Origin of the sequence: Paludisphaera sp. (assembly GCF_037189885.1) — a bacterium.
In the GTDB taxonomy this organism is placed as follows: Bacteria; Planctomycetota; Planctomycetia; order Isosphaerales; family Isosphaeraceae; genus Paludisphaera.
The window spans coordinates 177,367-191,483 of record NZ_JBBCIR010000030.1 but is presented as its reverse complement, the minus strand read 5'-3'; the positions used below and the strand labels follow the sequence as shown (position 1 = coordinate 191,483).

At 71.3% G+C, this 14,117-nt stretch carries 11 protein-coding genes and 1 tRNA gene; 7 read left to right on the top strand and 5 right to left on the bottom strand.

The genetic code is table 11. From position 1 onward, the window contains the following. Positions 1-52 precede the first annotated feature (52 nt). The 3 genes from WG209_RS11320 (at position 53) to WG209_RS11310 (ending at position 3,001) form a co-directional block, all read left to right on the top strand. Positions 53-127, top strand: a tRNA-Pro gene (locus WG209_RS11320). Positions 128-245: 118 nt separating this feature from the next. Beyond that, positions 246-1,391 (top strand): site-specific integrase, encoded by a 1,146-nt coding sequence (locus WG209_RS11315; protein ID WP_337175149.1) that lies wholly within the window; start codon positions 246-248, stop codon positions 1,389-1,391. A gap of 341 nt (positions 1,392-1,732) precedes the next feature. After that, positions 1,733-3,001 carry a hypothetical protein gene (locus WG209_RS11310; protein WP_337175148.1) on the top strand — a complete coding sequence of 423 codons (1,269 nt, stop codon included), beginning with the start codon at positions 1,733-1,735 and terminating at the stop codon, positions 2,999-3,001. A 933-nt stretch (positions 3,002-3,934) separates the two neighbouring features. Here WG209_RS11310 and WG209_RS11305 read toward each other — a convergent pair. The 4 genes from WG209_RS11305 to WG209_RS11290 form a co-directional block, all read right to left on the bottom strand. After that, positions 3,935-4,696, bottom strand: a complete 762-nt coding sequence (locus WG209_RS11305) for a hypothetical protein (RefSeq protein WP_337175147.1) — start codon at positions 4,694-4,696, stop codon at positions 3,935-3,937. Between the two features lie 194 nt (positions 4,697-4,890). Further along, on the bottom strand, positions 4,891-5,508 hold the full coding sequence (locus tag WG209_RS11300) for a hypothetical protein (RefSeq protein WP_337175146.1): 618 nt from the start codon (positions 5,506-5,508) through the stop codon (positions 4,891-4,893). A gap of 595 nt (positions 5,509-6,103) precedes the next feature. Then, positions 6,104-6,886, bottom strand: coding sequence for a hypothetical protein (locus WG209_RS11295; RefSeq protein ID WP_337175145.1), 783 nt, complete (start codon positions 6,884-6,886; stop codon positions 6,104-6,106). Positions 6,887-6,894: 8 nt separating this feature from the next. Next, entirely contained in the window at positions 6,895-7,368 is a 474-nt protein-coding gene (locus tag WG209_RS11290; RefSeq protein WP_337175144.1) for an HTH domain-containing protein, read from the bottom strand. Positions 7,369-8,495: 1,127 nt separating this feature from the next. On the opposite strand from WG209_RS11290, the gene WG209_RS11285 reads away from it, so the two are divergent. Both WG209_RS11285 and WG209_RS11280 read left to right on the top strand, forming a co-directional pair. After that, positions 8,496-8,885, top strand: a complete 390-nt coding sequence (locus WG209_RS11285) for a helix-turn-helix transcriptional regulator (RefSeq protein ID WP_337175143.1) — start codon at positions 8,496-8,498, stop codon at positions 8,883-8,885. A 13-nt stretch (positions 8,886-8,898) separates the two neighbouring features. Further along, positions 8,899-11,442 carry a helicase-related protein gene (locus WG209_RS11280; RefSeq protein ID WP_337175142.1) on the top strand — a complete coding sequence of 848 codons (2,544 nt, stop codon included), beginning with the start codon at positions 8,899-8,901 and terminating at the stop codon, positions 11,440-11,442. A 32-nt stretch (positions 11,443-11,474) separates the two neighbouring features. Here WG209_RS11280 and WG209_RS11275 read toward each other — a convergent pair whose 3' ends face one another. Then, positions 11,475-12,173, bottom strand: a complete 699-nt coding sequence (locus WG209_RS11275) for a DUF932 domain-containing protein (protein ID WP_337175141.1) — start codon at positions 12,171-12,173, stop codon at positions 11,475-11,477. A 329-nt stretch (positions 12,174-12,502) separates the two neighbouring features. On the opposite strand from WG209_RS11275, the gene WG209_RS11270 reads away from it, so the two are divergent. Both WG209_RS11270 and WG209_RS11265 read left to right on the top strand, forming a co-directional pair. Then, positions 12,503-13,498 (top strand): transposase, encoded by a 996-nt coding sequence (locus WG209_RS11270; protein ID WP_337175140.1) that lies wholly within the window; start codon positions 12,503-12,505, stop codon positions 13,496-13,498. A gap of 125 nt (positions 13,499-13,623) precedes the next feature. Next, positions 13,624-13,923 carry a hypothetical protein gene (locus tag WG209_RS11265; protein ID WP_337175139.1) on the top strand — a complete coding sequence of 100 codons (300 nt, stop codon included), beginning with the start codon at positions 13,624-13,626 and terminating at the stop codon, positions 13,921-13,923. Positions 13,924-14,117: the final 194 nt, after the last annotated feature.

The window sequence follows — 14,117 nt, the reverse complement described above, 5'->3', positions numbered from 1 at the left end:
CCGTTGACAGATCCTCGGCATCGGCTATGATGCTTTCCACGAGACGCAAGTACGGGGCGTAGCTCAGCTTGGCTAGAGCGCACGGTTCGGGTCCGTGAGGCCGGAGGTTCAAATCCTCTCGCCCCGATTAGAAGCAACATCCGCCGAATCCTTGACTTAGGATACCCGCCCTCGTCGGGCGGAGCGGCTTCCGAGGCCTATCCAGGGCGTTACCGGTAACGTCCAGGGCCGCGAGGAGCTCGCTCGTGCCCCGACCCGATCCCAAGTATCGCCACTACAAGCCGAAGAATCTCGGCATGGTGGTCATCCGCGGCAAGGCCTTCTACCTGGGCCGTTACGATTCCCCGGAGAGCTGGGAGAAGTATCACCGGCTTCTCGCCGATCTCCATTCCGGGTCCTCGTCCGTCCCCATCGGGCCCGATCTCCGGGAGCCCGTCGGGGACTTCCTCGTCGAGGACCTCGTCCTCGCCTACTGGGAACGCCGCGTCCTGTCCTATTATTTGAAGGACGGCGCGCCCACCAGCGAGCGCGACAACATCCGCCAGGCGCTGCGGTTCCTGAGGCGGCTCCACGGCCACACCCCCGCCGTCGCCTTCGGCCCCCTGGCCCTCAAGGCGGTCCGCCAGTCCATGATCGACGCGGGCCGCTGCCGCAAGCTCATCAACAAGGACGTCCACCGGATCCGTGCGATGTTCCGCTGGGCGGTCGGCGAGGAACTCTTCCCGGGCCCGGCACTCCAGGCCCTGCTCGCGGTCGAGGCCCTGGCGAAGGGGCGGACCCCCGCCCGGGACCATCCGCCCATCGCACCGGTGGACGAGCAGGTCGTCCTGGCCACCCTCCCGCACCTGTCGCCCCAGGTCGCGGCCATGGTCCGCCTCCAGCTGCTGACGGCCGCGAGGCCGGGCGAGGTCGCCTCGCTCCGCCCCCGGGACGTGGACCGCTCCGACCCGAGGTGCTGGATCTATCGCCCCGAGTCGCACAAGACCGAGCATCATGGGAGGGAGAGGATCGTCGTGATCGGCCCGCGGGCCCGCGAGGTCCTGACTCCCTGGCTCGACCGCCGCCCGGACGAGTATTGCTTCAGCCCGGCCGAGGCCGTCGCCGGCCGGCTTGCCCGCGAGCGTCCCGCCGGTCGCGCGGCGAGGCCCGAGCCCGGGGGACGCTACTCCAAGGACAGCTATCGCACCGCGATCCGGCGGGCCTGCCTGCGGGCCGGCGTCGCCGTCTGGACGCCCCACCAGCTACGCCACAGCCGCGCGACGGCGATCCGTCGGGAATACGACCTCGAGGCCGCCCAGATCGTCCTCGGGCACTCGAAGCCCGAGACGACCCTGATCTACGCCGAGCGGGATCTCGGGAGGGCCATGGACGTCATGGCGCGGATCGGCTGAGGACGCGGTGATGGCACGCCCGACGCCCGCCGGTCTCGGGCTCCCTCGGGCGGGCCCGGACGGGCTCCGCATGTCGGAGCCCGGGGCCCGGCCCGAGATCGTCGACCCATCCGCCCACTCCGCCACGGGCGACTCGGGCCGAGTCCGCGGGTCGCGCGGCGTCCCGTCCCGGCGGGCCATGGAACAAGAGCCATCGCGAGGTCGCCGGGTTCCCCGAGGTCGTCCGCCAGCATAACGTACGGTTTGAAGTATTCATCGGACCCGCCTCCCTTGCGGACCGCGAGGGCGCCCGGTCCGATCGCACCGAGCGACGCGGCGTCATCAACCGGGGAGGCAGTACCATGAAGATCACCTACGTCGGGAGCGTCGGCGTCCGGAGCCGCAGATTCATCCTCGCCTCGAGCGATCTCCGGGACGTGCATCTACGCAACGAGCGGGCCCTCCTGGAAGCCTACATCCGGCACCGATATCCCGGCGCGGTCGGCGACGTCCAGCTCCCGCCCCCCATCCTCACCCCCTATCCCGGCGAACATCCGCCGCACATCACGCCGTCTGTCCTGCTCGACTTCGATGATTACGAGCTTTCGACGCTCGTCGAGGAGGCCGTCGCGGCGGATGTCCGGGACCTGAAGCCGATCGGGAGCCATTCTCCCCCCGGCCGGCGGGCGGAGCCCGGCGAAATCGTCGACGCATATGCCGCCGTGGGCCTAGATCTGGCGGGGCTGGCCGAGGGCCGCGCGGCCGTCCCCTTCGAAGCGCAGGACGTCGTGCGTTTCCTCGTCGGGCGATTCCAGTTCCAGATCCTTCACGAGGTCAGCGAATTCCACCGGCGGCACTGGTGCGACGACGCGCTCTGGGCCGACGACTTCGACGTCGAAGCTTACCTCATGGACGCTTCGGCGTCCGGTCGGGGAGGCCCCTCGGCCGAGGCGTCGCCTCGGGCCGGGGGCGATCCGGTCACGGGGAGGGCCGTCCCCGGGCCGTCGGGCGCGGACATCGCGCGTCCCCCGTCTCCCCCCCCGGACCCGGGAGGCTCCAAGACGGCGGAATCCCCTCGCGCCGACTACCCTTCCGTCCCGCCGTCGGAGTGGTACGCGGGGCCGGATCTGATCCGCCTCACCCGCCAGATCAGCCGTTCGTTCACGCTCCGGGGGCGCGCTCGCCACGATCGGGGCGAGATCGCCGAGGCCATCGAGGACTACGCCCAGGCGCTCCTCCACGGGCCCCCGGGGCTGCGCGACTACGAGTACGACCCGGAGGCCTACAGCTGGCGTCTCGAGGCTCTGGACGCCCTGCGTCGCTTCCTTCGGGCCGGCGCCGCCGACGCTCCATCACAAGAGCCCGACGGGCCGGCGGCGCCTCCCCTTCGCATCCGCTGGGGCCATCTGCTCACCGGGGACGACAACATCCTCGCGGTCTACCCGCTCGGGCCCGAGGGCCGTCGAGCGGCCGTCGACCAGGCGGACCGCCTCGCCCGGGACGCGGGCCTCCGCCGGGAATTCGACGAAGGATACATGACCCAGTCCGACAGGTTCGACGTCGTGGTGTACGAGTACGACGGCACCCGTCCCGTCGAGGTCCACCGGGCCCGTCCTCGGCGTGAGGAGTGACCGCGCCCCGGAACCGGCGGTCGTCGGAGCCCGGGGGGGGTTCCGGGGCGAGCAAGCCCTGGAGGATGCAGCCCAAGAGACGCCGCGGCCCCGCGGAAAGCCGCTCATTGCAGCGTCCGGGGGGCGCGTCGAGGTCCCGGCGTCCTCAGGCGGTGACTGCTGATCGCGAGGCATGGACCGAGGGCGCGACGTGGGCGACGTTCGTCGAACGGCCGCGTCCCGCCCGCGGGAAGGGCCCGTCGGGACCGCCATCTTGGCGGACGTCCCTCCAAAGGACGAGGCGAAGGGCGACGCGTAGCCGTCTTCGGGAATCAACCAAATCCATGAATCGTGCCGATGCGCCACACGGGTATTCGCCGTCGACGAGGTGGAGCACATCGACGTGGTTTGGGCCATGGCGTCCAGTCGCCTCGTTCGGCCGCGGGGTTCGGTCGGCGACCGCGGCCTCGCCGGTGCAGTGCCGGGCGGATTCCGGCTCCACGAAGTCTCCGCGGAGCTCCTGGACCGGCTGCTCGACCGTCCGCCGTTTGGGGGGGCGGTAGCTGGCGAAGTAAATGTCGGCCTCGAAGTAGTCCCGGCGGCGGGCTGTCGGCGACCGAAGGTGGGCGGGGGCGACGGGCTCGTGTGGTGCGAGGACGGCCCGGATGACGGGCCCCGGCGGCGTCGCCGCCGCAGCCGACCCAGGGATCGCAGTCGCCCCGGCCGGCCGGGGCGTAGAAGAGCTTCGATTCATGGCCTAATTCGATGAGCACGAAACGCCGCCTCCGGGACGGCCCCATGAGTCGCTCGATCACGCCCTGCTGGCGGGCCCGGTCTCCACGACGTCGCCAAGGGCGACGAACGTGTCTTCGGGCCGGGAATCGATCGCCTCCACCAGGGCCTTCCAGGTTGCGGAACGGCCGTCGACGCCTCCGATCGCATACGTCCTACCGGTCACCGGGCCTCGTCGGGTCGGCCATCCCTATCACCCGCGCGGGCGAGCCAACGGCGGACGGCCTGCGTCTCCACTAGATCATTCCAAACGGCCGTCATTCGTCCGCTCGCTTCGGAGACCGAGGCGGGGGCGTGGCCGGTGGACTCGGCGATCGCGCGGCAGAGGCCTCCGATCAGCCGGGGCGATCCCGTACAGCGGATCTCCCTCATCCGGAGTTCGCCGGCCGCGTCCCACAGGCCCCGGGCGAAGTGGGGGAGCAGTCCGCGGTCGATCGGCGGGAACGGCGGGTCGGGATCGTCGCGGCTCGGGGCGCGGCCGCAGTTGGCGAGGAGCGAGTCCACCAGGCGGGCGTTGCCGATCTCGACCAGGATGCGGCGTCGCCCCCGCTGGAGGGCGTGCCCGGAGCCCATCAGGTCCAGGACCCTCCGGAGGGCGGGCTCCCTCGCGACGGGGCAGCGGAGCCGGATGACCTTCCTGGCGCGGGTCTTGACCGTCCCGCGGCCGAAGAGGAAGCCCAGGACGTGGGCGACGGCCGGGGAGGGCGTGTCGAAGAAGTCCCGATCGACGGTCACGTTTCGCGAGGCCCTCGTGCCGGCCTGTCGGGCGTGGCGGTGCAGCGACTTGAGCCCGTATCGCCTGGCCAGGCTCGACACCGAATCCTCGCTGCGGTCGAGGAGCGCGGCCAACCGCGACGGGCCCTCCTCCGGGTATCGCTCCGCGACGACCCTGATCTCGCTCAGGTTCCAGATGCGGCGTGGCATGAACGGCCTCCGGGCGGGGGAACGTCCCCGTCGTCCGCCGGGGCGCCGACGGGAAAGAGATTCCTCGGCACGATCGAGGGCCCCCGGCCCCGGGGGGACGCGTCCCCGGGGAACCGACTCGGTCGTGCATCCCTCCGGGAGCCCGGCCGCGTAGTTCGACGGGCGTGCGTCTCCGGAGCGGCCGAGCCTGGCCTTCAGCGGGGCTCCCGGTTGCTCTTCCCGCCCTCTCCGGCGGGGGTCTGGTGATCGTCGTAGGCGAGGACCTCGACCCGGAATACGAGGTCGTTGGCCGCCATGCCGGGGTGGCGGGTGCTGGCCCGGCCCCCACGCCGCTCGACCGAGAGGAAGCGGAACCAGAGGGTGAGCCTCAGCGTCCCGTCGTCGAAGGCGGCCTTCCACCGGCGGGCGGCGACCTCGTCCAGGGGGATCGTCGCGACCAGCAGGCACGAGTCCGTCTCCTCGGGGAAGAACCTGTCGCCGAACTCGCGGCCGGTCTGGTGGTCGTACCAGAGGCTCGGGAAGAGTGCGTACGTCCGCCGGTCGAAGTCGTACTCGCCCGGGAAGGCCAGGACGTTTCGACCCTGGATCGTGCCGATGGTCGGGGAGTTGGACAGGTTGCGACGGTCGAACGTGGCGACGAAGACTTGCTTCCGGGCGTCCTCGAAGGCGAACTCGTCGGTGGCCAGGGTCCGCATCCGCCCGGCGAATTCCGCGAGGTTGCTGGCCCGGCCCTGGCCCAACGGCGGCGCTTCCAGGGCGACGGCGTCTCGGATGACTCCGAGCTGGGCCTCCCGTTCCTCGTCCCGGACCACGGCGGCACCGGGAGGGATGTCGAATGGTGGGCTGGCGGGACTTCCCGCCTCCTGATGGTCCTCCGCGGGTTCCTCGGTCCCCGCATCGGTGGCGGGAACTTGCACGGTCACCCGCGGAGAGTCCGTCGAGCCGGAGACGCCGGAGCGATCCGCTCGATCTCCCGATCCGGCTACCACGCGGCCTTCCGGGACCGCCTGTCGCCCCTTCAGGATGAACGCGGCGGCGACCAGGCCGAAGGCGATGATCGCGGCCGAGCCCAGGACGAGTCCGACGACCGCCCTGGAGATGCCCGCGGGATCGGTGGGTCTCGAGGGAACGGACGGGTTGCTCGGGGCGGACGTTCGAGGCTGTTCGATGCCGGGCTGGGGGACTGCGGGGATGGTCACCGGCGCGCCGCACCTGGGGCACTTGCCGCGGCGACCGGCGGCTTCGTCCGGGGTCTTGATGCGGCACCGGCATGACGGGCAGGAGGTATGAATCGACATCGGTGGCCTCGTTCCTCGATCGCCCGCTGAAACCCGTGGTCCCGACGACCGGAGCGAGCCGGCAAGCCCCGCGGCCCGCCCTTAATCGCATACCCGATCGAGCCAACGATCAGAGGGAGGTCGGTCGCCAGACCGGGATGAATGATCTGCGGACCAGGTGGCGGAGCGGGTTGGCGGCCGCCGCCGTCCATCCCACGTGGGCGTACATCGTCCCCAGGTGCGGCTCCCACTCCGCCCTCGTCGCGGGGCAAATCGCCGGGTCCCCCTCGGGGAACCGGTCCCCCAGGAAGTAGGCGAACAGCACGACGGCGGGTATCTCGTGGGCCAGGAGGAAGTTCAGGACCGCCAGGCGATTGCAGAACTGGTAGAAGGGCGTGAGCCAGGAAGCGACGTCGACCTCGACGTCCATCGTGCGGGCGGTCCGCTCGAAGGCGGCGAGGATGGCGCCGAGCCCGCCGCGTTCCGAGGCCTTGCATTCGCTCCGGAGCTCGCCGACGTGGGCCTTGGCCTCGACCAGCAGCCAGTGGGTCGTCCCTCCGACGTCGATCTGGCCCGCGGCGTCCCAGTTGGGCATGTTGCCGGACCGGGGCCAGTAGTCGAGCCAGGCCCGGCCGACCTTCGCGAGGAGGTAGGGGGTCAGGAAGTCGATCCCCTTGAGCTCCTCGTCGAGCTTGCGTGGAGCCGGCGGCCTCCCGGGCGGCCTGGGCGCCGTGGGATAGCATCCGGGATCGGGCGACCCCGGGTCCGTGGCGGTGTAGGCCTGCGGCAGCCACCGGAGCACCCTGCTCCCCGGGACGGCCGCCTCGACGTGGCGATTCAGGTCGTCGCGGTGGTAGGCCAACATCCGCTGGAGATGCCACTCGCTGCCGTAGGTGTAGCCGATTCGCCCCATGTCCGCCCTCACTTCGCCCGTTCGGCGCCCTTTCCCGGGGGAGATTGGCCCGATCGGCGGAGCGTCTGGCAGAGCCTGGCGAGGGTCTTGACGAGGCGTTCGGCCTCGTCGAGGAGCCGTTCCGCCGAGTCGCGGGACAGGTCGGCCAGCTCCTCGGCGGTGGGCGGCGCGTCCGGACTCTCGTGGTCCTCGCGGACACGCTCCCTCGATTGCTCCTCCGTGGGAGGGTTCAGGAGGGGCATGCGGAAGCCGGGGCGGACCCGATAGCAGCAGCGGCGTTCGTCGTAGTACCAGGGGACGCCGCAGGCCTCGAGCACGTCCAGGTCCCGCTGGATCGTCCTCTTGGAACAATCCAGCTCCCTCGCGAGCGACTCCAGGTCCCAGCCGCGACGTTCCTGGATGAGGCCGAGGACGCGGAGGACCCTGGCCAGCCGCTGGCTCTGCCGGGCCCTTCGATCAGCCTCCGAACGCCGTTTCTCCATCGAATCGACCCGCCCTCGTCGCTCGCCAGGCTCGGGACGACGACCGCCCGGGTCACGTACCCCGCCGGGGATCGGGCCGTCGCTCCCGCCGTCGAGCCGGGATGAGTATCGCGGAGGGCTTGGACGCACGTGGGTCCACGGTGCATGGACAACGATGGGGCTAACCCGGAGTTTTCATGCGTACGACGACCGATGGCCGCCCGGGCGGCGGGCCGGTCGCGGGAGGGGCCGGCTGTTGACTCGGGTCGGCGACGCCGGAATCGACCAGGGAACTGCGGGGGGGCCTGGCGGCGAGCTTGTAGTCCAGGTAGGCCGCCGTCGATTCGGCCGGCGACGACGTCGGCGTATCCGAGCTCGCCGACGAACGGCGACCGGGGCAAGCCGGAGAGCCGTTCGGCGTGGGGGATAGCATCGACGAGGTGCTTGGGGTCGCGGTGGCGGACGACCGGGGGATGCCCCTTGTATCGGGGAGAGGAGGATCATGAAGAATTCCCGGGGTGGCGTCTCGAAGAGGGAACCGGGCCCGTCGAGGTGGAGGGCCTGGAGGGACTAGACTTGCTTGTCGGTAACCGGTGCGTCGTTGCGAGGCTTGCCGTTCCCGCCGTTCCGCCCGAGGCTCGGCGGGACCGGGGGGAATCGCGCCGACCGTTGGCGTGGCTCTTGGCGCTCGGATGGTCGGAGTCGTCCGCGTGCCGGGCGGCGAAGGCGTCGTTGGCCTGGCCCCGCTGATCCGACGGTTCAGGGCTTCCTCGGCCATGGCGATAGAGTCCCCTGGTCCGCTCGACCACGGCCTCTCCGTCGTCGAGCGGGGCGTTGATCCCGGCGTCCGGGATGGGGCTGAAGCCGGTCGAATCGTAGTCCTCGGCCATCTTCCCGCCGAGGCCGACATTCGCCCCGAGCATGCGTGGTCCTCCGGCCGCCGCGGGTCGGACCCATCGACCCTCGGACGGAGTACGCGGCCGACCGGCCCGAGCCCGATGATCGCGAGGACCGACGAGGATTCGCCGCCAGGAATGCCTGCCCCCGCCGGCATGGGGGCCGCCGAGTTGCATTCCGGTCGCGGTTGTTCCAAGCTGATAGGGACGGCCGATGAGGGCCGATCAGCGAATTCCCAAAGGGGGGGGACCGTGCTGAAATACCGGATCGAGCAACTGCGGAAGGCGAAGGAGAAGAAAACGAAGCAGGCCATCACGTACGAGGCGATCGCCAAGGCGACCGGGGTCTCGGTCGGCGTGCTGAAGGCCCTCCTCAAGTCCGAGGAGCGGGAGGTCGCGACGAACACCAGGCACATCGAGGCCCTGTGTCGCTACTTCGGGTGCGAGGTCGGCGAGTTGGTGCGGCTCGGGAAGCTCGGCGTCGCCCCGCGGGGGGCGACGCACGTCGAAGCCCTCTATCCGAAGCGGAAAACGGCGGCGGGCGGCAAGGTCGCGGCCGGCGGCCGAGCGGCGCCGCCCAAGCGTGCCGGGACGGCCGGGGCTCCCGAGGCGACCCGGCGAGGCGACGCCGACCCCGCTTGAGGAGAGGACGCGCATGCCCTGGCTCTCTTACGATGAAGCCCGCGAGATCGTCGCGGCCCGCGGCTTCGCCAGTCAGACCGAGTTCTATGCGGCCCAAGCCGGGCTCCCGGACGACATCCCGTCGAATCCCAGGGCGGCGTACGGGACGGAGTGGAAGGGCTGGGCGCACTGGCTCGGCAAGGGCCCGGCGAACGAGCGGCCGCCGGGGCGGCGGATCCCGCCGCGCCCGTTCGAGCAGGCTCGGGAGCTGGCCCGGCCGATCGCCCGGGCGAACGGGCTCCGGAACGGGACCGAATGGGCTGCCTGGGCTCGCGACAATGGGCTCCCGGAGGGCGTGCCGGCCGATCCCTACAAGGCCTATCGCGACAGAGGTTGGGGGGGCTGGCCGGACTGGCTGGGCCGGCGGCCGGCCCGCGCGACGGGCAACGAGCCGGTCCGCCCCTACCACGCGGCCCGCGAGTTCGCCCGGGGCCTCGGATTGGCCAGCTCACGGGCGTGGTACGAGTGGGCCGCCGGTCATCGACCCGATGACATCCCCTACAGCCCCGACTGCCGATACGCGGACGAGGGCTGGATCGGCTGGGGGGATTTCCTCGGCTACCAATCGCGATGGACGCATCGGGGCATCGTGGCGTTCCTCGACTCGCTGGCCCCGTCGATCGACCGGCTCGACGAGGTCGAGCTGTACCTCATCCTGTCCAGGAACGGGATGCTCCGGCGGGACGCCCGCCTCCGGGCCTCCGGGTTGTTGAGGGGGTTGACCCGGGCCCGCACGCGGGAGGACCTCGATCGGGTCAAGGACGAGCTCGCCCGGGAGATCGACGCCGAGTCGGGCGACGGGGGAGCCGCCGACCGGGACGCCGCCGGCGATAACGGCCCGGACGATTCGGGACCCGCCGTGGACGACCCCGTCGAGGCGACGCCCACGCGGCTCCGCGCCCTGAAGTCGCTTCGCGACCTCGCGGTGGTGGACGAGGTGTCGGAGGCGAGGATCGTCGAGGACCCGGACGTGCTCGACTTCCTGGTGCGAAACCGGGTCGCCGCCCTCTGGCAGGCGGCGACGGACGGCGACCCCGAGGGCGTCGTCGCCGAGACGCGCGCCGTCGCCGGCGGGCCGTTCACGACCATGATCCGGGACCGATTCCTGGAGGAACATGCGGCGGCGATGGCCTTGCCGGACCCGGCCGGCTACGGCTTCCGGGACGACGCCGGGAATCGGCTCGAGCCCAACCCGATGCAGCGGCTGACGGCCCTCCGGCTGCTCCGGGACCGCCGCCTCGGAAACTGGTCGGGCGTGGGGGCCGGGAAGACCCAGGCCGCCATCCTCTCCGCCGCCCTGCTCGACGCCCGGCTGACGGTCGTGGTGGCCGCGAATCGGACGTTGGAGGGCTGGGGAGGCGCGATCCTGCGGGCGCTCCCGGAGGCCGCGGTCCATGTCCGGGACCCGCGGCGCTTCGCCTTCCGACCGGGGCGGCGGAACTTCCTGGTGATGAACTACGACTCCTTCCAGCAGGCCTGGTCGCGGGGGCTGGTCGAGAGCATGACCTCGGGTCCCCCGATCGACTTCCTCGTGCTCGACGAGGTCCAGTTCGCCCGCCAGCGTCGCGAGGGGGCGCGGGCCCGCTCGCTCCGGCGGGAGACGCTGGAGTCGCTGGTGGCCGCCGCGGCGTCCCGCAATCCCGAGCTCCGCATCCTGGGGATGTCCGCGACGCCGGTGGTGAACAACCTCCGCGAGGCCGTGAAGCTGCTGGAGCTCGTCGTGCCCGGTCGCGATTTCTCGAGCATGCCGGTCGGGGCGAGCGTCGCCAACGCGATCGGCGTGCACCTCCGACTGCGTGAGCACGGGATCCGTCACCGGCCGCGATATCCCCAGCGGGCGGAGCTGACCACCCCTGAACTCGACGGGTCGGCGCTGCTTCCCCGCCTCATGGACCTCCGCCCCAAGGATCTGCTCCGCATGGAACAGACCCTCATGGAGGTCAAGGTCCGCGAGCTTCCCCGTCTCGTCCGCCGCGGGACGATGATCTACACCCAGTACGTCGAGGGCATCGTCGAGATGCTCCAGGGGGCCGTCGAGCGGGCCGGCCTCCGCCACCGGACGTTCACGGGCCGATCCCGCGCGGAGATCTCGGAATTCTTGGAGGATTTCCGGGCCGGCGAGGCCGACGTGCTCATCGGCTCGGCGCCGGTCGGGACGGGCGTCGACGGGCTGCAGGAGCACCTGGACCGCTTGATCTTCGTCTCGCTTCCCTGGTCGAACGCGGAGTACGAGCAGATCGTCGGGCGGCTCCTGCGGCAGGGCTCGCGGTTCGACCAGGTCGAGGTGATCGTCCCGTTGGTCGTCCTCCGAGAGGAGCGGGCGGGGCTGTGGTCCTGGGACGACCTGCGTCTCCGCTGCATCGAATACAAGCGGACGCTCGCCGACGCCGCCCTGGACGGCGTCATCCCGGAAGGCGGGCTGCCGTCCAGGGAGGAGTTGCAGCGGCGAACCCTGGTCGCGTTGAAGGAGTGGGCGGGCGGGGTCGGCGGGGGCATCCCTCCCGCCGCCCCGGCCTGATCCGTCCTCGATCGCCGGGCTTGGGATTCGCGTCATTCGCCGGCCGCCGTCTCCATGGCGGGGTCGAACGCCCGTCTCTTGAGGCGGGCGCCGCTCCCGATCCAGGCGGACTCCGGTCGGCCGACGGCACGGTCGGAGGCGTCGGCGCCCCGGGTCGGTCGCTGGCGGTCGACGTACTCGGCGACGGCGTGGGACGCGGCCCAGGTCGCGCCCTTGATCAGGGGGATGCCCCGCCCCTTGCCCGACTCGTAGAGCCGGGAGGACTCGTCTCGCGTGTCCCGAGCCCGGGCGGGGTGGACTTCCTCGGGGTCGGGCGCGAGGGCCTTGTAGTAAGCCGAGCCCTGGGAGTAGGTGGGGTGGTGGCGCGTCAAGAGGTCAGACCGGCCCGTCAGGTCGTCGAAGGACTTGTGGGCGATGCCCCGCGCCTCGCGGGCCCGCCGGACCTTGGCGACGGGGTCGCCCCGGTGACGGATGGAGAGGCCGCCGCCCTCGCGCTCGCGGTCGGCCGTGGTCAGGGTTCTGCGAGTCGCCGGACGACCACCGGGGGACCGGCGGCCGGACGAGGCTCGCCCGCTTGCTGAATGGGCTCGCGGGCGAGCCGATTTCGCATTCCGACGAGCCGGCGACCCGGCATGCGGTCGAGTCCAAACGAGGGATAGATTAGGCCGCGCCCCTCGCCGGCGTCCCGATCGGGCTCTCGACGAGCGTCGCCCTCTCCCTGGACGTCGCATCGCGGTCGGCGAGATGGATCACGCCGGAGCCGCGCGTGGTGAGCAGTTCGACGAACCGGGCTGCGCCGCAGCCCGGTTCGTCCGCGACGTCGTCCTGAGCCGACGGCCGCCGTCGGAAATCTCGCAGGGCCGCCCGGACGCGTGGGCGTGGGGCGTGAGACGTGCCGTTCAGATTCGCAGCCCAGATCGATTCCATGAGCCGCCTGGGGCGCGGAATCCACCGTACCATTAAATTCATGTTACCATCGAAACCAATTCCTAATAGTAGTTACGCGGTCGGTGTCCTTCCGATCAGTTGCGCCGGGCGATCACGCCGCTATGATGCCCCCATGAGCGCCCCGCGATGCCGCGACCTCGACTACATCCAGTTCCTCATCGGCTCGCCGCGCGCCGCCACCTGCACGGAGGCCGCCCGCGTGCAGCCCGATCGGCCCGACGCCCCCGCCCACGACTCCTTCGCGCGGCTCCTCTACCGCCTCGAGCCCGACCCGGAGGCGCTGTGGGCCGAGGCCGGGCCGCTGGTCCGCCGCGGCGGCGGGGTGCTGATCCTCGACGACACGACCCTCGACAAGCCCTACGCCGAGAAGATCGAGCTGGTCGGCTGGCATTGGTCCGGCAAGCACCGCGCCGTCGTCCGCGGCATCAACCTGGTCAGCCTCGTCTGGTCCGACGGCGACCGGCACATCCCCTGCGACTACCGGCTCTATGACAAGGCCCGCGACGGGCTGACCAAGAACGACCACTTCCGCGCCATGATCGCGACGGCCGCCGGGCGGGGCTTCCGCCCGGCGTGCCTGCTGTTCGACATGTGGTACGCCAGCCTGGAGAACCTCAAGGCGGCGCGGGGCCTGGGCTGGACCTGGCTGACGCAGCTCAAGGCCAACCGCCGGGTCAAGCCCGACGGCTCGGGCCTGCGGCCGGTCCGCGAGGCGGGGGCGACGGCGGCCGGGTCGGTGGTCCACCTGGAGGGATACGGTCGCGTCCGCGTCTTCGCGATCGCCGCCCGAGACGGCGGCATCGAATACTGGGCGACGAACGACCTGGGGCTGGACGAGCTGGGCCGCCTGGCCCTGGCCGAGCGGGTCTGGGCGATCGAGGAGTATCATCGGGGCCTGAAGCAATACTGCGGCGTCGAGCGGTCGCAGGCGCGGGGCCACACGGCGCAGCGCAACCACATCGGGCTGGCGATCCGGGCGTTGTTGCGGCTGGAGTGGCATCGTTACACCACGGGGGTCGGCTGGGCCGAGGCCAAGGCCCGGATCGTCCGCGAGGCGATCCGGAGCTACGTCGCCCGGCCCCTGCACGTGCTGCCAGGCACCGCGTAACTACCATCCTAATATAGCAGGACGCGCAGAGGAGAGGCGTTGCACGCCTTCTTTCTGCTTGCGTGACGACATGCAGTTGGTATACTCTTGGCGTTCCTCCCGCAAGGTCGTCCGAGGCCGCCGCGATGTCGCGCCAACCGCTCCCCAGGCTCACGATGGTCGACGTCAAGGTCGCCGCCGACGGCGGGCCGCTGTCCATGATCACCCGGATCTGGTCGCGGGGGGCCGCGTCGAGATGCTCGCTCTGCCCCAACTGCGGCGCCAGCCCGATGGCCTTCGCGTCGGTCTGCGTGGTCTCCACGCCCGGCTTCGTCGGGGGCGACGAGGCGGCGACGCACCGCCTCGACGCCGACGTCGGCGACGAGGTCGTGTGGTCGAACGGCGGCGAGACGCCGTGGGCCGAGCTCGTCGACGACGCGGCCTGAGCGGCGCGGTTCCCCGGCCCGCTTCAACGCCCCGGGCAGGCCGGCGTGCAGCCGGGCCCAGACGCCCAGAGACCCTCACGACCTCAGGTGCCGTGCGGCCCGAAAGCCCGAACCCCTTGGGCACATCCCCACAGCGGCCGACGGCCAAGACGAACCATAGGGCCCGCAGGACGTTGCTCTGCGATGTCGGCGGC

What these genes read in the sequence shown, in the direction of transcription:
- WG209_RS11310 (WP_337175148.1), top strand. Translation starts at nt 1,733, where the DNA reads ATGAAGATCACCTACGTCGGGAGCGTCGGCGTCCGGAGCCGCAGATTC.
- WG209_RS11305 (WP_337175147.1), bottom strand. Translation starts at nt 4,696, where the DNA reads ATGCCACGCCGCATCTGGAACCTGAGCGAGATCAGGGTCGTCGCGGAG.
- WG209_RS11295 (WP_337175145.1), bottom strand. Translation starts at nt 6,886, where the DNA reads ATGGGGCGAATCGGCTACACCTACGGCAGCGAGTGGCATCTCCAGCGG.
- WG209_RS11290 (WP_337175144.1), bottom strand. Translation starts at nt 7,368, where the DNA reads ATGGAGAAACGGCGTTCGGAGGCTGATCGAAGGGCCCGGCAGAGCCAG.
- WG209_RS11280 (WP_337175142.1), top strand. Translation starts at nt 8,899, where the DNA reads ATGCCCTGGCTCTCTTACGATGAAGCCCGCGAGATCGTCGCGGCCCGC.
- WG209_RS11275 (WP_337175141.1), bottom strand. Translation starts at nt 12,173, where the DNA reads ATGCGACGTCCAGGGAGAGGGCGACGCTCGTCGAGAGCCCGATCGGGA.
- WG209_RS11270 (WP_337175140.1), top strand. Translation starts at nt 12,503, where the DNA reads ATGAGCGCCCCGCGATGCCGCGACCTCGACTACATCCAGTTCCTCATC.
- WG209_RS11265 (WP_337175139.1), top strand. Translation starts at nt 13,624, where the DNA reads ATGTCGCGCCAACCGCTCCCCAGGCTCACGATGGTCGACGTCAAGGTC.